Source organism: Streptomyces sp. NPDC005302 (assembly GCF_040607345.1).
GTDB lineage: Bacteria > Actinomycetota > Actinomycetes > Streptomycetales > Streptomycetaceae > Streptomyces.
The window spans coordinates 45,501-66,344 of the sequence record NZ_JBEXGN010000024.1; the positions used below are offsets into that span (position 1 = coordinate 45,501).

A 20,844-nucleotide genomic window follows, 5' to 3' on the forward strand; every position below is an offset into this window, starting at 1 on the left:
TCGATTGACGGCCACGGTCGATCGACGGCGGCCGTTGTCGGTGGCGGGGTGCACCATGGGGGCATGAGCGTGCGTATCGACATCGGCGGGCTGCGGCCGGAGCGGATCAGTTTCGTGCCGTCCCCGCTGGCCGAGCTGGGCATGGCGCTGCACGCGCTCGCGGAGCCGGCCCACCACCCCGGGCTCCAGGGCTGGGTGACCGGCGTGACCGCCGGGCTCGACCCGCACCTCGCGGACCGTATGTGCGAGGCGGACTTCCTGTGGCGTACGACGTTCTCGGACCTGTTCCTGCCGTGCGCGGGCATCCCCGGCGGGGCCACCATGCCGGGCGGGACGCTCGCCGAGGACCTGGACCTGCTCGACAACCTCACCGACGAGCAGTTCGTCGACACGGCCCTGGAGTTCACCTCGGCGCTGGCGTACAGCTCGGCGGGACCGCACGCCCTCGACGACCCCGAGGTGCGCCGCAGGGCCGTCGACCTGGCCGCCTCGCGCGGCCCGCAGCAGACGCGGTTCACCGAGCGGCTGCTGACGGACCCGCCCGGTGTGCGGGCCTGGCTGCGGCAGTTCCTGGAGGACTGCGACGAGGCCTTCTTCGCGGAGACGTGGTCCCGGCTGCGGCACCCACTGGCCGCCGAGGCCCGGCACCGGACCGAGCTGCTCCGCCGCAGGGGCCTGGCCGAGACGCTGTCCTCCGTGTCCTCCGCGCTGTCGCTGGACGAGACGGCGGGGCGCATCGTCGTCGACAAGCTGACCGAGGGGCACACGGTCACGGCGGACGACGGTCTGCTCCTCGTCCCCACCAGCCTCGGCCGCCCGCACCTGATGGTCCTGCACCGCTACCGGTGGCAGCCCGTGCTGCACTACCCCGTCAGCTCCCCCGACCTCGCCGTCCCGCCCTCCGTCGAGCAGCTCACCCTGCGCATGACCGCCCTCTCCCACCCGGTCCGGATGCGCATCTGCCGTCACCTGGCGCGCAGCGCGTACACCACCGGCGAGCTGGCGCAGGTGCACGGCATGACCGCGCCGGAGATATCCCGGCACCTCGGCGTGCTCAAGAAGGCGGGCCTGATCACCACCCGGCGGCGCGGCCGGTACGTGCTGCACCAGCTCGACGTCGGCGTGGTGGCACGGCTGGGCAGCGACTTCCTGGAAGGCCTGCTGCGGTAGGGCCGCCCGCGGGCGGCCGGGCGGAGGGGATCGCCCGGACGGGCGCCGGGGGTCAGTCGAAGCGGATGTGGCGCGCGCTCGTCCACGCACGCCGCAGGCGCCCGCGGACGGCCCCCTCGCGGTTCGGCGTGAGCGTCAGTCCCGCGAGCACCGCGATCCGGTCGGCGGTCCTCGCGACGGTCGCCTGGTCGGTCCACAGATGCTCGGCGAACTCCGGTTCGCGCAGCCGCTCCAGGCAGTGGTCGAGCCGCTCCACGGCCCAACTCTCGTGCCGCAGCGGGGCGTCCTTCCCGGCGACGTACCGCAGGAGCCGCCCGAAGCCGCGCTCGCGCAGCCGCGCCAGGACGGTCTCCCGCTCGGCCAGCAGCGTGAAGTGCCGGACGTCGTGGCCCAGTTCGCGAAGGCGGCCGACCGTCTCCGCGAAGTGCCGCGGATCGGTCACCGTCATGGGCGCGATGACCACACCGTCGTGCTTGCCGAGCGCGAGGTCGAGCACCTCGACGACGCCCTGCCGCCAGGACACCAAGTCCTGGAAGTCGCCGCGCAGTTCGGGCGGCAGCATCCGGCGCAGACCGAAGCCGGGATGTTCCGGGTCGCAGATGACACTGCCGGGCAGCCGGCGCTGGATCTCGTGTGCGGTCTGTGTCTTGCCGCCCCCGAAGGGGCCGTTGATCCACAGGAGCATGCGCAGACCCTAGTGGCCGCCGGTCACGCCCCGGTCACGCCTGGCCCGGTGCGCCGTACGGTCAGCCGAGCCCGCCGGCCCGCACCAGCCCCGTCTCGTACGCGAGGACGACGACCTGGACCCGGTCGCGCAGCCCCAGCTTCGTGAGGATGCGCCCCACATGGGTCTTCACGGTGGCCTCGGACAGGACGAGCCGCGCCGCGATCTCGCCGTTCGACAGACCCTGCGCGACGAGGATCATCACCTCGCGCTCCCGCTCGGTGAGCCGCTCCAGCCCCTTGTGCTGCGGCTCCTTGCCCGTGTTGGGCAGCATCGGAGCGAACCGGTCGAGCAGCCGCCGCGTGGTGGACGGCGCGACGACCGCGTCCCCGCTGTGCACGGACCGGATGGCGGCGAGCAGCTCGCCGGGCGGCACGTCCTTGAGCATGAAGCCGGAGGCGCCCGCCTTCAGCCCGGAGAAGGCGTACTCGTCGAGGTCGAAGGTGGTGAGGATCAGCACCTTCGGCGGGTTCGGGTCCGAGCAGATACGGCGGGTCGTCTCCACGCCGTCCAGCTTCGGCATGCGGACGTCCATGAGCACGACGTCGACCGCGGTGGCGCTCAGCACCTGGAGGGCCTCGACGCCGTCGCCCGCCTCGGCCACGACCTCCATGTCCGGCTGGGCATCGAGCACCATCCGGAAGCCGGTGCGCAGCAGCACCTGGTCGTCGACGAGCATCACGCGGATCGCCATCGGGGTCCTTTCACTTCGTACGGGTCACCGTACGGATCAACCTACGGATCAACCTATGGATCAAGCGTGTGTACAGGTGTCAGTGGGCCGGCTTGAGCGGCAGCAGGGCGCTGATGCGGAAGCCTCCACCCGGCCGCGGCCCCGCGTCCAGGGTGCCGCCGACCATGCCGATGCGCTCGCGCATGCCGATCAGGCCGTGGCCCTGCCCGTCGGCGCCCCCCTCCTCGTACAGCTCGTGGGGCGCGCCCTTGCCGTCGTCCTCGACGAGCAGGCCGAGGCCGTCGTCGAAGTAGACCAGGCGGACGCTCGCCCCCGCGTTCGGCCCCCCGTGCTTGCGGGTGTTGGTGAGCGCCTCCTGCACGATGCGGTACGCCGTCAGCTCCACGCCGCTGGGCAGCGGTCGCGGGGTCCCCTCCACCTTGAAGTCGACGGGGAGACCGGAGACGCGGCACTGCTCGATCAGGTCGTCGAGCTGCTCGACGTCGGGCTGCGGCACGTACTCGCCGCCCTCCTGGTGCTCGCCGGTGCGCAGGACGCCGAGCAGGCGGCGCATCTCGGCGAGGGCCTGCCGGCCGGTCCCGGAGATGGTCTCCAGGGCCTTTTTGGCCTGGTCCGGCGCGGTGTCCATGACGTACGCGGCGCCGTCGGCCTGCACCACCATCACCGAGACGTTGTGCGCGACGACGTCGTGCAGCTCACGGGCGATGCGGGCACGCTCGGCGGCGACCGCCACCTTGGCCTGCGCCTCGCGCTCCTTCTCCAGCCGGGCCGCGCGTTCCTCCAGCTGGGCGAGGTACGCCCGGCGGGTGCGGATGGAGTCGCCGAGCACCCAGGCGAGCGCGAACGGAACGGTCTGGAAGATCGCTATGAGGACGCCGCCCAGGGCACCCGACTCGTTCGCCGGCCAGCGGAGCTGCGCGAGCGTGCCCGCGCACAGGCCGCCGGCCAGCGCGAACCGCGACGCCCAGCGCGCGCCGTCCGCGGCGACCGTGTAGATGATCACCAGCATCGCGAAGTCGGCGGTCATCACCTCGACGTCGACGACGAGCTGCACGAAGCCCATGACCGCGGCCAGGACGAGCATCTTCTCCGGCATACGGCGGCGCAGCGCGACCACCACACACAGGAAGAAGGCGATGGGCAGCGTCTCGGCGACCGACCCGTGGTGGTCCGCGGCCCCGTCGACACTGACGATGTTCACGCCGGTGATCCCGAGCAGGGCGACGGCCCAGAAGCTGTCGACCCATGTCGGGTGCCTGCGGAGAAAGTCATAGAGGCGCTGCACGTAACCCAGAGTAGGGAAGCGTGCAGCGTGCAGGGGTCAACCCGAGGACCGATCCGGGACCGCCCCTCGTACTCCCCAAGGTGGAGGCCCTCCCCTGCCCGGCGCTTAGTGTGGGCCGGTGAGAGCGACGACAGGCCCCAGGGAGAACGGCACGTGGCGCGGGTGGCGTGAGGCGACGGAAGAGGCGCTGTACGGGCCCTCCGGCTTCTACCGCGGGCCCGAGGGGCCCGCGGGACACTTCCGGACCTCGGTGCACGCCTCACCGCTCTTCGCGGGGGCCGTGGCACGGCTGCTGTGCCGTCTCGACGTGGCGCTCGGCCGGCCCGGGGAGCTGGCGTTCGTCGACATGGCGGCGGGCCGCGGTGAGCTGGCGGCCGGCGTCCTCGCCGCCCTCCCCGCCGAGGTGGCCGCCCGCGTGCGCGCCTACGCCGTCGAGCGCGCCGCCCGGCCCGCCGGTCTGGACGCCCGGATCAGCTGGCTCGCCGAGCCGCCGCGCGCGGTCACCGGGCTGCTCTTCGCCAACGAATGGCTGGACAACGTGCCGGTCGACGTCGCCGAGACGGACGCGGAGGGAGTGCCGCGGCGGGTCCTCGTGGGCGCCGACGGCTCCGAACGCCTCGGGGAGCCCGTCGGCGGCGCGGACGCGGAATGGCTGCGCACCTGGTGGTGGACGCCGTCCGCCGCCCCCTCCGAAGGCTCCCGCGCCGAGATCGGGCTGCCCCGCGACCTGGCCTGGGCCGACGCCGTGGGCTCGCTCGACCGGGGGCTCGCCGTCGCCGTCGACTACGCACACTCCGCCGGACGGCGACCGCCCTTCGGGACCCTCACCGGCTTCCGGGACGGACGGGAGACGGCACCGGTGCCGGACGGTTCGTGCGACATCACCGCGCATGTGGCGCTGGACGCGTGCGCACGGGCCGGAGGACACGTGACGACGCAGCGCGCGGCGCTTCGGGCGCTGGGCGTGAGCGGCGCGCGCCCCCCGCTCACGCTCGCGTCGACGGACCCGGCCGGCTACGTCCGCGCTCTCGCGGGCGCCGGGGCGGCGGCGGAACTCACCGCGCCGGGGGGCCTCGGCGACTTCGGCTGGCTGATCCGTCCCGTCGGCCTCGGGGACGCCCGCGACGCCGTCCCGGCGGACGGCGACCCCTTCGGGGCCCTACTTGTCGATGTCCCCGACGACGAAGAACAGTGATCCGAGGATCGCCACCATGTCGGCGACCAGCGTGCCGGGCAGCAGCTCGGTGAGCGCCTGGATGTTGTTGAACGACGCGGACCGCAGTTTCAGCCGGTACGGCGTCTTCTCGCCCTTGCTGACGAGGTAGTAGCCGTTGATGCCGAGCGGGTTCTCGGTCCACGCGTAGGTGTGTCCCTCGGGCGCCTTCAGCACCTTGGGCAGCCGCTGGTTGATCGGCCCGGGCGGCAGCTCGGCGAGGCGGTCGAGGCAGGCGTCCGCGAGGTCCAGGGAGACGTGCGTCTGCTCCAGGAGGCACTCGAAGCGGGCCAGGCAGTCGCCCTCCTGCCGGGTGACGACCCGCAGGGTGTCCCGCAGTTCGCCGTACGCCAGGTAGGGCTCGTCACGGCGCAGGTCGAAGTCCACACCGGAGGCGCGCGCGACGGGACCGCTCACTCCGTAGGCGTGCACGGCCTCCGCGGACAGGGTGCCCACACCGCGGGTCCGCCCCCGGAAGATCTCGTTGCCGAGCACCAGGTCGTCGTACACGCTCATCCGCGAGCGCAGCGCGGCGACGGAGGCACGCGCGCGGGTGGCCCATCCGGCGGGGAGGTCCTCCTTGAGGCCGCCGACCCGGTTGAACATGTAGTGCATGCGGCCGCCGGAGATCTCCTCCATGACGTGCTGCAGTTCCTCGCGCTCCGTGAAGGCGTGGAAGATCGGGGTGATCCCGCCCAGCTCCAGGGGATAGGACCCCAGGAACATCAGGTGGTTGAGGACGCGGTTCAGCTCGGCGAGGAGCGTGCGGGTCCACACCGCGCGCGCGGGCACCTCCATGCCGAGCATCCGCTCCACGGCGAGGACCACACCCAGCTCGTTCGAGAAGGCGGACAGCCAGTCGTGGCGGTTGGCCAGCATGATGATCTGGCGGTAGTCGCGCGCCTCGAAGAGCTTCTCCGCGCCGCGGTGCATGTAGCCGACGACCGGCTCCGCGTGCTGGATCCGCTCGCCGTCGAGCACGAGCCTGAGCCGCAGCACGCCGTGCGTGGACGGGTGCTGGGGGCCGATGTTGAGCACCATGTCGGTGCTCTCCGCGGCGCCGCCGATACCGACCATGGTCTCCGTCGTGGGAGTCATGGACACAGTCTGTCGTACGTACGCTTGCCCCATGGAGACGGGGAGCACGGAGACCACCGAGAACGCGACGCCCGAACCGGTGTGGACCGGACTGCCTCCGGGTCTGCTGCGGATGCGCCGGCTGCTGCTGGTGGTGTGGCTGGGGCTGCTGACGATCGCCGTCGGCGTGCTCCTCGGCGTGTTCGCGGGCACCGGCTGGGCGCTGTTCGCGCTGGTCCCGCTCGCCCTGGCCGGGTGGGGCTGGCGCATGCTGGGCCGCAACTGGCGCTCCTGGCGGTACGCCGAGCGCGCCGACGACCTGCTGATCAGCCGGGGCGTGCTGTGGCGCGAGGAGACCGTGGTGCCGTACGGGCGCATGCAACTGGTCGAGGTGACCTCCGGGCCGGTCGAGCGGCACTTCGGGCTCGCCAGCGTGCAGCTGCACACGGCGGCCGCGGCGACCGACGCCTGCATCCCCGGGCTGGACCCGGCCGAGGCGGAGCGGCTGCGCGACCGGCTGACCGAACTCGGCGAGGCCCGATCGGCGGGCCTGTGAGCACGGCCTCCCCGGGCCCCTCGGGCCCCCCGCCCGCCGTGCCCGGGGGTCCGGCCGCCACGGCCGCGCTGCCGGACGAGGGCTCCATGGCCGGGCAGGAGCCGCTGTCCGAGCGGCGGCTGCATCCCGTGACCCCGTTCCGGCGTGCCTGGGCGCCCGTCGCCGTCATCGCCGGCTGGGCCGTCCACGACCCCAACCAGGCGCAGGAACAGCTGACCCGGCTCACCACGACGGCGCTGCTCGTCGGGCTCGCCGTGATCGTGCCGGGCGCCGCCCTCTACGGCTTCCTGAGCTGGTGGTTCACCCACTTCGCGGTGACGGACACGGAACTGCGCATCCGTACCGGGCTGTTGTTCCGCCGCACCGCGCACATCCGCCTCGACCGGCTCCAGGCCGTCGACGTCACCCAGCCGCTGCTGGCCCGCGTCGCGGGCGTCGCCAAGCTGAAACTCGACGTCGTCGGGGCGGACAAGAAGGACGAACTGGCCTACCTGGGCGAGGGCGAGGCCCGCAAGCTCCGTGCCGTGCTCCTCGCCCGCGCGGCCGGGTTCACACCCGAGGCGGCCCGCGAGGTCGGCGAGGCACCGGTACGCCAACTGCTGCACGTGCCGCCCGGCGTCCTCGCCGTCTCCCTGCTGCTGACCGGCGCGACCTGGGGCTCGCTGGCCGCCGCACTCGTCGTCCCGCCGCTGCTGTGGTTCGCCACGCACAGCGTGTGGACGGTCCTCGCGACCGGCATCCCGCTGCTCGGCGCGGCCGGCGCGAGCAGCGTGGGGCGCTTCGTCGGCGAGTACGACTGGACGGTGGGCGAGTCCCCCGACGGGCTGCGCATCGACCACGGACTCCTGGACCGTACGCACGAGACGGTGCCGCCCGGCCGGGTGCAGACCGTGCGGATCGTCGAGCCGCTGCTCTGGCGGCGGCGCGGCTGGGTCCGCGTCGAACTGGACGTGGCGGGATCGTCGAACTCGGTCCTGGTGCCGGTCGCCCCGCGCGAGGTGGCCGAGGCCGTGATCGCCGCGGTGCTGCCCGGGGTGACCGTCCCGGTGTCCCTGGACCGGCCCCCGCGGCGGGCCCGCTGGTGTCTGCCGTTCTGGTGGCGCGGCCAGGGAATGGCCGTCACCGGCGCGGTCTTCGCGGCGCGGCACGGCCTGCTGCGGCGCAGCCTCTCCCTGGTCCCGCACGCGAAGGTGCAGAGCGTCCGGCTGACGCAGGGGCCCTGGGAGCGGTTCAAGGGGCTCGCCGACGTGCACGTCGACACGGGCGCGGGCAAGACGGTGACGGTACGGCTGCGCGACACCGAGGAGGCGAGGGAACTGCTCCAGGCGCAGGCGGACCGTTCCCGCACGGGGCGTCGGGAGGCCCGACCGGACCGGTGGATGGCCTGACGGGGCGGAGGATCCGACGGGCGTGCGGGTCCGGCCGGGAGGGCCTGCCGGTGTGCGGGTCCGGCAGGGAGAGGTCTGCCGGTGTGCGGGTCCGGCCGGACGAACGATCGGAACCGACGGCGTGCGGCTCCGACCCGGCGGAGGATCCGAAGACGTGCGGCTCCGACCCGGCGGGGGATCTGACACGGGCACGCACCCGCGCATGGCCGAGTGGAGCGCCACGCGTGCGTTGCCGGAGAGAGCGCCACGCGCGCGTGCTCGGGGTATCCGGGTGGGGACAGCGGTGAGGGCAGTGGCGTCGTGCCACTGCCCTCACCGCGTCACCGGCGTCGGATGTGCGAGCGGCTCAGGAAGCCGCGCTCCGCAGCCCCGCCACGTCGATCTGCTCGGTCTCGTCATGCGCGGTCAGGTCGATGACCTGGCCGGCCCCGAGCGAACCCTCGCTCGCGGTCTTGAACCCGGACTCCGCCTCCGCCTTGTGCAGGGCGAGCGCCTCCTGGCCGACGACATCGGCCAGGTCCTCGTTCTGCACGGCCTCCATCGCGGCCGCGTCGGAGGCCTCCTTCTGCGTACCGAAGAAGTCGAACCCGCCCTCGACCGAGGGACGTCGCACCGGCGCGGTGGGCGGGACGACGGCGACGGCCGTCGGAACGGTGAAGTGCCCGGACCGCTTCACGGGCTCGGCGGGCCTGGCGGGGTGGTGCGCCCGGGCCGTCGGAGCCGGTACGACATCTGCGGACGGGGCGGAGGAGCCGGACGACGTGGCCTGGGCGGCCGGGCGGGACGGCGAAGGCTTTGCCTCGGCGGCCGCGCGCTGATGCCCGCCGACCGCCTCGGGCTTCCCCTGCGCCCCACCGTCCTCCGCTCCGGCGCCCGAGGCCGGGCCCGGTCCGGTGGAGGGGCCCGCGTCCGGCGGTGTCGCCGGCCCACGCCTTGGAGCGCCCTTCGGGGGCTCGCTGTTCCGGGTCGCGGCCTTCGGGCCGGTCGTACGCTGCCTGGCCGCCGCGCTCTTGCGGGCCGCCGCGTCCTTCACGGCCGCGTCGAGCGCGGACTCGCCGTGCTCGGCACCGTGCGAGGTGGCCCTCGCCGGCTCCGCGCCGTCTTCGGCATCCGCGTCCGTGACGGGCGCGGCATCGGGGTCCGGGTCGGCGTCGGGGTCGTTGTCGGACTCCGCCACGGCGACCGCTCCGGGAGCCGCCGTCGCGGCGTCCTCCTTCTGCGGAGCGCCGCTCGATATCCGGCTCAGCGCGGCGCCCGCCCGCAGGAACAGCCCCGAACCGGCCGGCGAGAAGACCTCACCCGCCTTCTCGGCGTCGGCAACGGCCTCGGCGTCGGTGTGGGTGTCGGCCTCGGTCTCGGCGCCGGAGTCGGTGGAGTCGGTCGTGTCGGTGCCCGTGGGCGACGCGTCGTCCCCGGCCGCCGTCCCCGCGTCCTCCACGGACTCGCCGGCCTCCGCAGCCGCGGAGTCGGTCGCGTCCTTCGTGTCGTCCCGCGGGTCCTCCGCCGGCTCGGCGTCGTCCGCCTGCGCGGCCGCCACGGCGTCGGAGGAGCGCTCGCGCTCGCCGTCCGTCCCCGGAGCGTCGGCGACGCCGAAGAACCCCGCCGGGTCGACGGGTTCCGGGGTGGCCGCCTCGTCCGGAGCGGTCCGCGCGGCCGGGAGGGCACGCGTCGGGACCGACGCCTCTATGGCGAGCTGCCGACGCCCCTCCAGGGCGGTCGCCCGCTCCGTCTCCGCGGTCGCGTACCGCCGCAGCAGCGCCGCGTGTTCGTTGCGCAGGCCGGCCAGCTCGGTGCGCTTGGCGCGCAGCTTGTGCTCCAGCTTCACGCGCAGCTCGCGCGACTCGTCGAGGTCGGTCTCCAGTTCGGCGACCCGCTCGTCGTGACGCCACTCGTCACTCGCCCGCGCGCGCGTGAGGTCGGCGACGCGTTTGCCCGCCGCGGTGTCCCAGCGGCGCATGACGACCGCACCGGCGACCGCCGTCACCGCGGCACCCGCGGCCAGCACACGGAGCACGGCCGGCTCCGTGAACAACCAGGGCCCCACGGCGCAGACGAGCGACACGCCGGCGATCGCCGAAGGAGGCAGCAGCCTGTGCAAGGGCGGGGAATGGCGGTGGCGTCCACGTGGCATGGCCAGAAACTTACCGCGCGTAGGCGAATCGTGGTGCCCCGCACGGTAAAAACACAGCCACCCCGGAGGCTTTGTCGCGTACCGGCCGCCGACAGGACGTGTCCCTTGTCCCGCAAGGGCCGTCGCAAACCACCGGCCTCCCCCGCCCGTTGATCAATTCGGGCCGCCGCGAGGCGGTCACCCCGTCGGAATCAGCGGGCGGCGGCAATTCTCCGGGACGGCTTTCCGGCGCCGGACACCGAATTCATGCCGACCCGGCACACGCCCGTCACACCCCCTCCGACGACCTCCCCCCGCACCGCGCGGGACGCCGTGCCGGCGTCCCGCGGAACGGGCCGACTCAGCGGGCGCCCAGCCGTCCGCTCATCCACTGGAGCGCCGCCGGGATCTCCCGCCGCCACGTGTTGAAGTTGTGGCCGCCGCTGTCGAGGATGATCGACGAGATCCGCGTCCGCCGGGTCGACTTCACGAGGTCTATGAAGCCCAGGGTGTTCTTGTAGTTGGACTCGCCCATCCTGCTGCTGCTGACGAGCAGTGAGGTGTCGGGCGCGGGCCGGTTCTTCAGGTACCAGCGCAGGTCGGCGCTGTCGCGCAGTTCCTTGTCGCCGTGGAAGAGGTCGCCCGTCGTGCGGTCGATGGGCGCTGTGTAGTACGGCGAGAGGCCCGCGCCCGCGGCGTACACCCCGGGGTGGTGGACGGCCAGCTTCAGCGCGCAGTAGCCGCCCGTCGAGTCGCCGATGACGCCCCAGCTCCCGGGCTTCGTGCCGACCCGGTAATGGGCCGAAACGGCCTCGGGCAGGTCCTTGGCGAAGAAGGACTCGGCCTGCGGTCCGCCGGGGACGTCCACGCACTCGGTGTCCCTCGGAGGCGCCACGGTCGGCCGCAGCATGACCAGGATCATCGGCTGGATCCTGCCGTTCTTGGCCAGCCGGCTCACGGTCTGCGGGTAGTGCAGCCCCTTGACGAGCGCGCCGGCGGTCCCGGGGTAGCCGGTCAGCACGGTGACGGCGGGGAACGTCCGCGTCCGGTAGCGCGGCTGGAAGTACTCGGGCGGCAGATAGACGTACGCCGGTGTGGCGATCCGGGTCGCACGGCCGACGATGTCGATCTTCTGGATCTGGCCGCCGGTCCAGGGCCGGGAACCGCCCGAGATGTTCACCCGCTGCGTGTCGACCACTTGGAGGGGACCGCCACCCGCACCGCGCGCGCCGTTGTGGTTCACGACCACACCCTCGCCGTGCTCCTGGCCGAGCAGGTCGGCCCAGCTGGCGTAGAACCCGAACGCCTGGTTGGTGCCGAGCCCGACGCAGGCGAACAGCGCCAACTGGGTGGCCAGCAGCAGGCCCACGCGTCCGCTGACGGCCCGCCAGGTGCGCCGCGCCAGCCGCGGCCACCACCACACCGTGCCCGCGAACAGCAGGACGGCGAGCACGACCGCCAGTACCAGCACCTTGTTGCTCGTGAGACCCATGAGCTGCTCCGCCCGCGCTTTCCGCCCCGGGCCGTCCCGCTCCTTCGCGAGGCCTTGCCCTGGACTTTCCTTGCCTTTTGAACCGGCTTTCCGGAGACGAGTGAACCTGTGTCCCCAAGACACCGTCCTAGAGGGCGCAATGTCGCCGGATGCCGGAATGGCACCGGATTCAAGGTCTCTCGCAGAACTACGGGATGCGATGTCTGTCAGGATAGATGGGGAATTGTCGGGCGAGGTTCCGAGCCGAACAGGACGGACGCGGCGCATACTTCGCGGTCCGAGCCCCGACGCCGTCCCCGCCCTGATCGCCAGGGCCTGCACGCTCGTCGGTCTCCTGGACATCGCCGCGGGCGTCTTCCCGCGCTTCCGTCACAGCCGTATGCACGCCCTCGCCGAGGTGCTGCCCGGCTCGTTCGGCCCGTTCGCCGCGGCCCTGTCGCTCAGCGCCGGCGTACTCCTGCTGCTGCTCGCCCACGGGCTGCGGCGCCGCAAGCGCCGGGCCTGGCGGGCCGCGGTGGTCCTGCTCCCGCTGGGAGCCGTCGCGCAGTTCGCGTACCGGCACTCACTGATCGGCGTCGTCATCTCGGCGGCGCTGCTCGCACCGCTGCTGCGCCACCGCGACGAGTTCGCGGCCCTGCCCGATCCGCGCAGCCGGTGGCGCGCGCTCGCCAACTTCGTCCTCATGGGCGCCGGTTCCCTCGTCCTCGGTCTCCTCATCGTCAGCGTCCACGAGAACCGCATGATCGGCGACCCGAGCCTGGCCGACCGCATCAGCCACGTCCTGTACGGCCTCGTCGGCTTCGAGGGCCCCGTGGACTACGCGGGACCCACCACCTGGACGGTCGCCTTCTCCCTCGGCGCCCTCGGCTGGCTGACCGCCGTCACCACCGTCTACCTCGCCTTCCGCCCCGAGCACCCCGCCGCCCGTCTCACCGAGGACGACGAGGTCAGGCTCCGCGCGCTGCTGGACCGGCACGGCAGCCGTGACTCCCTCGGCCACTTCGCGCTCCGCCGCGACAAGGCGGTCGTCTTCTCGCCCAGCGGCAAGGCGGCGGTGACCTACCGGGTGGTCTCCGGCGTGATGCTCGCCAGCGGAGACCCCATCGGTGACGTGGAGGCCTGGCCCGGCGCCATCGAGCGCTTCATGGACGAGGCCCGGGCCCACTCCTGGACCCCCGCCGTCATGGGCTGCTCCGAGACGGGCGGCGAGGTGTGGACCCGCGAGACCGGCCTCGACGCCCTCGAACTGGGGGACGAGGCGGTGGTGGATGTCGCGGATTTCTCCCTGGCCGGGCGCGCGATGCGGAACGTGCGCCAGATGGTGAAGCGCATCGAGCGGGCTGGTTACGAGACACGGGTACGGCGCATCCGTGACCTCGGCGAAGGCGAACTGGACCGGATACGGCGCGCCGCCGAGGACTGGCGCGGCACCGACACCGAGCGCGGTTTCTCCATGGCACTCGGCCGTATCGGTGACCCGTCCGACGGGGACTGTCTGATCGCCACCGCCCACAAGGCCGACGACCGGCCCGGCCCGTACGGCGACCTGAAGGCCGTCCTGCACTTCGTCCCCTGGGGCACCGACGGCGTCTCCCTGGACCTCATGCGACGCGACCGCGCGGCTGACCCCGGCATGAACGAACTGCTCATCGTGGCCGCGCTCCAGGCGGCCCCCCGCCTCGGCGTCGAACGGGTCTCGCTCAACTTCGCCATGTTCCGCTCGGCACTCGCCCGCGGCGAGAAGATCGGCGCCGGACCCGTACTGCGCGCCTGGCGCGGACTGCTCGTGTTCCTCTCCCGCTGGTTCCAGATCGAGTCGCTGTACAAGTTCAACGCGAAGTTCCGCCCCCGCTGGGAGCCGCGCTTCGTCGTCTACGCCTCCTCGCGCGACCTCCCCCGCATCGGCCTCGCCGCCATGCAGGCCGAGGGCTTCGTGAACCTCGCCCTGCCCCGCCTCATGCGCCGCCGCCCCCGGACCCGGCGCCCCTGCGCGCACGCGCCGTCGGAACGCGGCGTCAGAGCCGCATAGCCGTGACGCCGCCCCCGCCCCCGTCCGTACGCGTCCGGGGGCGCCACGCCCGGCCCGGGCCGATCCGGTCGGTCCGGTCCGGGCACAGGCTGGGCGTACCAGGCGTCGGCGGGCAGACGAGGCGGTGCGGACACGCCCTAGGCTGGGCGTATGAGCATTGAGCGCGGGCGCGGCCGAGTCGCGGGACTGCCGACGTGGGACCGCTGCGCGGTCATGGGGGTCGTGAACGTCACCCCCGACTCCTTCTCCGACGGCGGGCACTGGTTCAACACGACGGCAGCCGTCAAGCACGGCCTCGACCTGGTCGCCGAGGGCGCCGACCTGGTGGACGTGGGCGGCGAGTCCACCCGCCCCGGAGCCACCCGCGTCGACGAGGCGGAAGAGCTCAAGCGCGTCATCCCCGTCGTCCGCGGCCTCGCCGCGGAGGGCGTCACCGTCTCCGTGGACACCATGCGCGCCTCCGTCGCCGAGCGGTCCCTCGCCGCCGGAGCCGCCCTCGTCAACGACGTCAGCGGCGGCCTCGCCGACCCCGCGATGCTCCCGGCCGTCGCCGCGGCGGGCGCGCCCTTCGTCGTCATGCACTGGCGCGGCTTCCTGGCGGGCGGGAACGTGAAGGGGGTGTACGAGGACGTGGTCTCCGAAGTCGTCGACGAGCTGCACGCACGCGTGGAGGCCGTCATCGACGCGGGCGTCGCCGCCGACCGGATCGTCGTCGACCCCGGGCTCGGCTTCTCCAAGGACCCCGAGCACGACCTCGCGCTCCTCGCCCACCTCGACCGCCTCCACGCGCTCGGCCACCCCCTGCTGGTCGCCGCCTCCCGCAAACGCTTCCTCGGCCACGTCCTGGCCGACCCGAAGGGCGCACCGCCACCCGCGCGCGAACGCGACGCCGCCACAGCCGCCGTCTCCGCGATCGCCGCCCAGCACGGCGCCTGGGCGGTCCGTGTGCACGAGGTCCGCGCCACCGCCGACGCCGTGCGGGTCGCCCGCGCCGTCGAGGGTGCCCGCACCGGCGGGCCGTCCGGCACCGCCGGCCGTCCGGCCGCGGAGGGAACCCGGTGAGCACACCACAGACCGACGTCGAGCAGGTCGAAGGCGCCAACACGGCCTTCTACGAGGCGCTGGAGCGGGGCGACTTCGAGGCCCTCTCCGGCCTGTGGCTGGCCCCACTGGACACGTCCGACGACGACTTCGAGGGCGACGGCGCGGTCGTGTCCTGCGTCCACCCGGGCTGGCCCGTCCTCAACGGCCGCGGCGAGGTCCTCCGCTCGTACGCGCTGATCATGGCGAACACGGAGTACATCCAGTTCTTCCTCACCGACGTGCACGTCTCCGTCTCCGGCGACACCGCGCTCGTCACCTGCACGGAGAACATCCTCAGCGGGGGCCCGGCACCCGACGACGGCGAGGAACTCGGCCCGCTCGTCGGCCAGCTCGTCGTCGCCACGAACGTCTTCCGCCGCACCCCCGAGGGCTGGAAACTCTGGTCCCACCACGCCTCACCCGTGCTCGCCGAATCCTCCGAGGAAGAGGACGAGGACACCGCCGGTTGAGTGGGTACGGGCCCCGCAGGGACCAAGAAGTGGTTGGAATCACCACCTCGGGGTAGGGGCGGCTACCAACCCGTGAGCCGCCGCGTTCCCCAGGGGAAACGTCCGGTGAAGCCTCCTCGCCTTCGCCCGGACGCCCGCCCCCGAGGGCGAACGTTGTCAGTGCCCGCAGGTAGATTCGCCTGAGGCTGGTGTGCCGACCGCACTCGGTGCACGACGGCCGTTACCGACGATTGCAGGAGTGATTCGCGTGGATCGTGTCGCGCTGCGCGGCCTCAAGGCCCGCGGGCACCACGGCGTCTTCCAGAGGGAACGCGAGGAGGGCCAGACCTTCATCGTGGACCTGACGCTGGGCCTGGACATCCGGCCGGCCGCGGCCGACGACGACCTGGCGAAGACCGTGCACTACGGCATCGTGGCCGAAGAGGTCGTCGCCGTCGTCCAGGGCGAGCCCGTCGACCTCATCGAGACGCTCGCCGAGCGCATCGCCCAGACGTGTCTCAAGCACGACGGGGTCCTGGAGGTGGAGGTCTGCGTCCACAAACCGGACGCGCCGATCACGGTCCCCTTCGACGACGTGACCGTCACGATCACCCGGAGCCGAGTATGACCGCCGCGTCCTTCACCGAGGGTCAGAGCGACCCGACCGTACAGCCGGTGCCCGCCTCGGTCGTCGAGCGCGTGGACGCCGCCGACTCGACGCTGCAGAACCCCCGGCGCGCCGTGATCTCCCTCGGCTCGAACCTGGGCAACCGGCTGGAGACCCTCCAGGGCGCCATCGACGCCCTGGAGGACACCCCCGGCGTCCGGGTCAAAGCGGTCTCCCCGGTCTACGAGACGGAGCCGTGGGGCGTCGAACCGGACAGCCAGCCCTCGTACTTCAACGCGGTCGTCGTCCTGCGGACCACCCTGCCGCCGTCCTCGCTCCTGGAGCGGGCGCACGCGGTCGAGGAGGCCTTCCACCGTGTCCGGGACGAGCACTGGGGCCCCCGCACCATCGACGTGGACATCGTCGCGTACGCCGACCTCGTCTCGGACGACCCGGTGCTGACCCTCCCTCACCCGCGCGCCCACGAGCGGGCCTTCGTCCTCGCCCCCTGGCACGACGTCGACCCCGAGGCGCAGCTTCCCGGCCGCGGCGCCGTCGCCCAGCTCCTCACCACGGTCACGCGGGACGGCGTCGCTCCCCGCGCGGACCTGGAACTCCGGCTGCCCGAGTAGTCGTTAAGGTCAGGACGACCACGGGCCGGCCCGGCACAGGGCCGGCCCCGACGGGCTACCGAAGGGGCATCGTGAAAGAGCTGCGCATCAGGACACTGGCCGCGGTGTTCGTCGTGGCCGGAGTGCTGTCCTGGGCGGGAGCCCGCCTGTGGGCCGCGGTGGGCACGCTGCCCCGGGTCCCGCTGGCCGCCCCCATCGTGCTCGCCCTGATCGCGATCGTCCTCCTCGCGACGGCCCTGTCGCTGCGCGCCCGCCTCAAGGCCCAGCGCGAGCGGCGCCCCGGCGCGAAGGGCGTCGACCCGCTGATGGCGGCCCGCGCGGTCGTCTTCGGCCAGGCGAGCGCTCTGGTCGCCGCCCTGGTGGCGGGACTGTACGGCGGGACCGGTGTCTTCCTCCTGGAGTCCCTTGAGGTCCCCGCCCGCCGCGACCAGGCCATCTACGCCGGCTTCTCCGTCCTCGCCGGCATCGCCGTCATAGCGGCCGGCTTCTTCCTGGAGCGCGTCTGCAAGCTCCCGGAGGACGACGACGAACACCACGGCGGAGCGGCCCCGGCCGCCTGACGACGAGTCGCGCCACGGGCCCCGGCCCCGCCTGTGAGGGCGGGGCCGGGGCCCGTGGCATACAGCGACCGACGGCGGGGACGGCCAAGACAGAACCGGAGGCAGCAGACGCCGCTACGCGCTCTCTCCCGCGCTAGCGGGCCATGATGAGGCTCATCGCCTCGTTGCGGGTCGCCGCGTCCCGCAGCTGTCCGCGCACCGCCGAGGTGATGGTCTTCGCGCCGGGCTTGCGGATGCCGCGCATCGACATGCACATGTGCTCGCACTCGACGACCACGATCACCCCGCGCGGCTCCAGGATCTCCATCAGCGAGTCGGCGACCTGGGTCGTCAGCCGCTCCTGCACCTGCGGGCGCCGGGCGAAGACGTCGACGAGACGGGCGAGCTTGGACAGGCCGGTGATCTTGCCGCTGGCCGCCGGGATGTAGCCGACGTGGGCGACGCCCCGGAACGGGACCAGGTGATGCTCACAGGTGCTGAAGACCTCGATGTCCTTCACCAGGACCATCTCGTCGTGGCCCAGGTCGAACGTTGTCGTCAGCACGTCCTCCGGCTCCTGCCGCAGCCCGGCGAAGATCTCCTTGTACGCCCGCGCCACGCGCCCCGGCGTCTCTCTGAGTCCCTCGCGGTCCGGGTCCTCGCCGACGGCTATCAGGAGCTCGCGCACGGCGTTCTCGGCGCGCTTCTCGTCGAACTCGCCGATCACGGCCTCGCCGCCCAGCGTCACGGGGTCGGTCATCTGGTCCTCGTTCCTGTGGATCCTGCGCGTGCCGTCGACGCGTCCAAAAGGTGCGGGCGTACGAAAAAGCCGCGCCCCCCAAGGCTAGAACCTGGGGGGCGCGGCATGCATTCCGGCCCTGGTGGGAGCGCCGGGAGCCGAACGATGTCAGCTCTCGGTGCGGTCCTCCGGGCTGGTCTCCGTCGCCGGGACGGACTCCGTCGCGGTGGCGATGGAAGCCGTCGAGCCGTTCGCGCCGTTCGTCAGTGACAGCTCCTTGGGGGAGAGCACCGGCGGGCGGGTGGACGGAGTACGGCGGGAGGAGCCGGTCCACGCGGGGCGGGCCGGGCGCTTCACGATGGGAGCGAAGACCTCGGCGATCTGCTCCTTGCTCAGCGTCTCCTTCTCCAGCAGCTGGAGCACCAGCGCGTCCAGAACGTCGCGGTTCTCGACCAGGATCTCCCAGGCCTCGTTGTGCGCGTTCTCGATGAGCTTCTTGACCTCTTCGTCGACGAGCGCGGCTACCTCTTCCGAGTAGTCACGCGGGTGCGACATCTCCCGGCCCAGGAAGGGCTCGGTGTTGTCGCCGCCGAACTTGATCGCGCCCAGACGCTCGGTCATGCCGTACTGCGTGACCATCGCGCGAGCGGTGGTCGTGGCCTTCTCGATGTCGTTCGCCGCACCGGTGGTCGGGTCGTGGAAGACGAGCTCCTCGGCCGCGCGGCCGCCCAGCATGTACGCGAGCTGGTCCAGCATCTCGTTGCGCGTCGTGGAGTACCTGTCCTCGTCCGGCAGGACCATCGTGTAGCCGAGGGCACGGCCACGCGACAGGATCGTGATCTTGTGAACCGGGTCGGAGTTCGGGGAAGCCGCGGCGACCAGGGCGTGTCCGCCCTCGTGGTACGCGGTGATCTTCTTCTCCTTGTCCGACATGATCCGGGTCCGCTTCTGCGGGCCCGCGACCACACGGTCGATCGCCTCATCCAGCATGTCGTTGTCGATGAGCTTCTTGTTGCTGCGCGCGGTGAGCAGCGCAGCTTCGTTCAGCACATTCGCCAGGTCGGCACCGGTGAAGCCGGGAGTCCGGCGGGCCACCGCGGACAGGTCGACGCCCGGGGCGACCGGCTTGCCCTTCTGGTGGACCTTGAGGATCTCCAGACGGCCCTGCATGTCCGGGCGGTCGACCGCGATCTGGCGGTCGAAGCGGCCGGGGCGCAGGAGGGCCGGGTCGAGGATGTCGGGCCGGTTCGTGGCGGCGATCAGGATGACGCCGCCCTTCACGTCGAAGCCGTCCATCTCGACGAGCAGCTGGTTGAGAGTCTGCTCGCGCTCGTCGTGACCACCGCCGAGGCCGGCGCCGCGATGGCGTCCGACCGCGTCGATCTCGTCGACGAAGACGATCGCCGGGGCGTTCGCCTTGGCCTGCTCGAAGAGGTCACGGACTCGGGAGGCACCGACACCGACGAACATCTCGACGAAGTCGGAACCCGAGATCGAGTAGAAGGGAACGCCCGCCTCGCCCGCGACAGCACGCGCGAGCAGGGTCTTGCCGGTACCAGGAGGCCCGTAGAGCAGGACGCCCTTGGGGATCTTGGCGCCGACGGCCTGGAACTTGGCCGGCTCCTGGAGGAACTCCTTGATCTCGTGGAGCTCCTCGACGGCCTCGTCCGAACCGGCGACGTCCGCGAACGTCGTCTTCGGGGTGTCCTTGGTGATGAGCTTCGCCTTGGACTTCCCGAAGTTCATGACCCGGGAGCCGCCACCCTGCATCTGATTCATCAGGAACAGGAAGACGACGACGATGAGGACGAAGGGCAGCAGAGACAGCAGGATGCCCAGGAACGGGTTCTGCTTGGACGGCGAAATGGTGTAGCCGTCCGGGATCTGCTTGTTCTCGTACTTGTTCTGGAGTGTGTTGGCCAGGGTCACGCCCTGGTCGCCGATGTAACTCGACTGGATCTTCGAGCTGCCGTCAACCTTCTCGCCATCCTTCAGCGAGACCTTGATGACCTGCTCGTCGCCGGTGGTGATCTTTGCCGACTCGACCTTGTTCTGGTTGATCGCCTGAACGACCTGGCCGGTGTCCACCGTCTTGTAGCCGCCGGACGAACCGACGACCTGCATCAACACGACCACGGCAAGGACGGCCAGCACGATCCACATGACCGGCCCACGGAAGTATCGCTTCACGTCCATCCATACGGAGCGGTGCCGCCCCGTCCCTCCTGCCATAGTGAGTTTGATAAAGACTGTTCTTCGGACGGTACCCCAGCATTGTCACCCGAAGCCGCAGGGGACTGCTGGCAATCCCGCCCACGCATGCTCCAACGGCGCGAACGCCGCTGGGGTTCCCGAACGTCTTACGAGGACTCAGCCGCCCTCGCGGAGAGGGTGCTCAGCCGCCGTAGACGTGGGGCGCGAGCGTACCGACGAACGGGAGGTTGCGGTACTTCTCGGCATAGTCCAGGCCATACCCGATGACGAACTCGTTCGGGATGTCGAAGCCGACCCATTCCACGTCGATCGCGACCTTCGCCGCGTCCGGCTTGCGCAGCAGCGTGCACACCTTCAGCGAGGCGGGCTCGCGCGAGCCGAGGTTGGACAGCAGCCAGGACAGGGTCAGTCCCGAGTCGATGATGTCCTCGACGATCAGGACGTGCTTGCCCTTGATGTCGGTGTCGAGATCCTTGAGGATCCGCACCACACCGGAGGACTGGGTGCCCGCGCCGTACGACGACACGGCCATCCAGTCCATGGTGACGGGGGTGGACAGCGCACGCGCGAGGTCCGCCATGACCATCACGGCGCCCTTGAGCACTCCGACGATCAGCAGGTCCTTGCCCGCGTACTCCGCGTCGATCTTCGCGGCCAGCTCTGCCAGCTTCGCGTCGATCTCTTCCTTGGTGATGAGCACCGACTTGAGGTCGGTGCCCATGTCTTTCGCGTCCACCCGCATCACTTTCGGTCGTCCGTCCCACTTTTTTGGGCTCGCGCGGCCGGTCGGACCGCCCGGGACCCGGTACTGGGGTCCCGTGGAACCGCGTGAGCGGCCCCGGC

General features: G+C 72.1%; 19 protein-coding genes. 10 read left to right on the forward strand and 9 right to left on the reverse strand.

Going from position 1 to position 20,844, the window contains the following annotated elements; all coding sequences use genetic code 11:
* The first annotated feature begins 63 nt into the window (after positions 1-63).
* Entirely contained in the window at positions 64-1,170 is a 1,107-nt protein-coding gene (locus ABZT74_RS28715) for a DUF5937 family protein (RefSeq protein ID WP_356439381.1), read from the forward strand.
* A gap of 52 nt (positions 1,171-1,222) precedes the next feature.
* Here the strand turns inward: ABZT74_RS28715 and ABZT74_RS28720 are convergent, their stop codons facing one another.
* The 3 genes from ABZT74_RS28720 to ABZT74_RS28730 form a co-directional block, all read right to left on the reverse strand.
* Complete coding sequence (locus ABZT74_RS28720; protein WP_356176098.1) at positions 1,223-1,855, reverse strand: AAA family ATPase; 633 nt, start codon at positions 1,853-1,855, stop codon at positions 1,223-1,225.
* Between the two features lie 61 nt (positions 1,856-1,916).
* Positions 1,917-2,588, reverse strand: a complete 672-nt coding sequence (locus ABZT74_RS28725) for a response regulator transcription factor (protein ID WP_355878752.1) — start codon at positions 2,586-2,588, stop codon at positions 1,917-1,919.
* A 79-nt stretch (positions 2,589-2,667) separates the two neighbouring features.
* Positions 2,668-3,873, reverse strand: a complete 1,206-nt coding sequence (locus ABZT74_RS28730; RefSeq protein ID WP_356439384.1) for a sensor histidine kinase — start codon at positions 3,871-3,873, stop codon at positions 2,668-2,670.
* Between the two features lie 118 nt (positions 3,874-3,991).
* Here ABZT74_RS28730 and ABZT74_RS28735 point away from each other — a divergent pair, with 118 nt between their 5' ends.
* The gene (locus ABZT74_RS28735) at positions 3,992-5,068 is read left to right on the forward strand and encodes an SAM-dependent methyltransferase (protein ID WP_355878758.1); all 1,077 of its coding nucleotides are present in this window, start codon (positions 3,992-3,994) and stop codon (positions 5,066-5,068) included.
* Here ABZT74_RS28735 and ABZT74_RS28740 read toward each other — a convergent pair.
* Positions 5,033-6,184 (reverse strand): NADH-quinone oxidoreductase subunit D, encoded by a 1,152-nt coding sequence (locus ABZT74_RS28740; RefSeq protein ID WP_356176104.1) that lies wholly within the window; start codon positions 6,182-6,184, stop codon positions 5,033-5,035. The two genes, ABZT74_RS28735 and ABZT74_RS28740, sit on opposite strands and share 36 nt — an antisense overlap.
* Before the next feature lie 31 nt (positions 6,185-6,215).
* On the opposite strand from ABZT74_RS28740, the gene ABZT74_RS28745 reads away from it, so the two are divergent.
* On the forward strand, positions 6,216-6,719 hold the full coding sequence (locus tag ABZT74_RS28745; protein ID WP_356439388.1) for a PH domain-containing protein: 504 nt from the start codon (positions 6,216-6,218) through the stop codon (positions 6,717-6,719).
* An 86-nt stretch (positions 6,720-6,805) separates the two neighbouring features.
* Complete coding sequence (locus tag ABZT74_RS28750; protein ID WP_356439391.1) at positions 6,806-8,107, forward strand: PH domain-containing protein; 1,302 nt, start codon at positions 6,806-6,808, stop codon at positions 8,105-8,107.
* Between the two features lie 346 nt (positions 8,108-8,453).
* Here the strand turns inward: ABZT74_RS28750 and ABZT74_RS28755 are convergent, their stop codons facing one another.
* Positions 8,454-10,238 (reverse strand): hypothetical protein, encoded by a 1,785-nt coding sequence (locus ABZT74_RS28755; protein WP_356439394.1) that lies wholly within the window; start codon positions 10,236-10,238, stop codon positions 8,454-8,456.
* Between the two features lie 340 nt (positions 10,239-10,578).
* The gene (locus ABZT74_RS28760; RefSeq protein ID WP_355878770.1) at positions 10,579-11,709 is read right to left on the reverse strand and encodes an alpha/beta hydrolase-fold protein; all 1,131 of its coding nucleotides are present in this window, start codon (positions 11,707-11,709) and stop codon (positions 10,579-10,581) included.
* Between the two features lie 223 nt (positions 11,710-11,932).
* On the opposite strand from ABZT74_RS28760, the gene ABZT74_RS28765 reads away from it, so the two are divergent.
* From ABZT74_RS28765 to ABZT74_RS28790, 6 genes are all read left to right on the forward strand, one after another.
* A complete protein-coding gene (locus tag ABZT74_RS28765) occupies positions 11,933-13,738 on the forward strand; it encodes a phosphatidylglycerol lysyltransferase domain-containing protein (protein WP_356176112.1) in 1,806 nt (601 codons plus the stop codon).
* 150 nt (positions 13,739-13,888) lie between these two features.
* Positions 13,889-14,800 (forward strand): dihydropteroate synthase, encoded by a 912-nt coding sequence (gene folP, locus ABZT74_RS28770; protein WP_355878776.1) that lies wholly within the window; start codon positions 13,889-13,891, stop codon positions 14,798-14,800.
* Positions 14,797-15,291, forward strand: a complete 495-nt coding sequence (locus ABZT74_RS28775) for a nuclear transport factor 2 family protein (protein ID WP_356176115.1) — start codon at positions 14,797-14,799, stop codon at positions 15,289-15,291. The genes folP and ABZT74_RS28775 overlap by 4 nt, the downstream gene beginning before the upstream one ends.
* A 247-nt stretch (positions 15,292-15,538) precedes the next feature.
* Positions 15,539-15,898, forward strand: a complete 360-nt coding sequence (gene folB / locus ABZT74_RS28780; RefSeq protein ID WP_081218610.1) for a dihydroneopterin aldolase — start codon at positions 15,539-15,541, stop codon at positions 15,896-15,898.
* A complete protein-coding gene (gene folK / locus ABZT74_RS28785; protein WP_164372925.1) occupies positions 15,895-16,509 on the forward strand; it encodes a 2-amino-4-hydroxy-6-hydroxymethyldihydropteridine diphosphokinase in 615 nt (204 codons plus the stop codon). Before folB ends, folK begins: the two co-directional genes overlap by 4 nt.
* Positions 16,510-16,580: 71 nt before the next feature.
* Positions 16,581-17,069, forward strand: coding sequence for a DUF3180 domain-containing protein (locus ABZT74_RS28790; RefSeq protein WP_355878785.1), 489 nt, complete (start codon positions 16,581-16,583; stop codon positions 17,067-17,069).
* A 133-nt stretch (positions 17,070-17,202) separates the two neighbouring features.
* Here ABZT74_RS28790 and folE read toward each other — a convergent pair whose 3' ends face one another.
* The 3 genes from folE to hpt form a co-directional block, all read right to left on the reverse strand.
* The gene (gene folE / locus ABZT74_RS28795; protein WP_355878788.1) at positions 17,203-17,808 is read right to left on the reverse strand and encodes a GTP cyclohydrolase I FolE; all 606 of its coding nucleotides are present in this window, start codon (positions 17,806-17,808) and stop codon (positions 17,203-17,205) included.
* Positions 17,809-17,955: 147 nt separating this feature from the next.
* Positions 17,956-19,983 carry an ATP-dependent zinc metalloprotease FtsH gene (gene ftsH, locus ABZT74_RS28800; RefSeq protein ID WP_355878886.1) on the reverse strand — a complete coding sequence of 676 codons (2,028 nt, stop codon included), beginning with the start codon at positions 19,981-19,983 and terminating at the stop codon, positions 17,956-17,958.
* Between the two features lie 199 nt (positions 19,984-20,182).
* Entirely contained in the window at positions 20,183-20,743 is a 561-nt protein-coding gene (hpt, locus tag ABZT74_RS28805) for a hypoxanthine phosphoribosyltransferase (RefSeq protein ID WP_081218605.1), read from the reverse strand.
* Positions 20,744-20,844 lie beyond the last annotated feature (101 nt).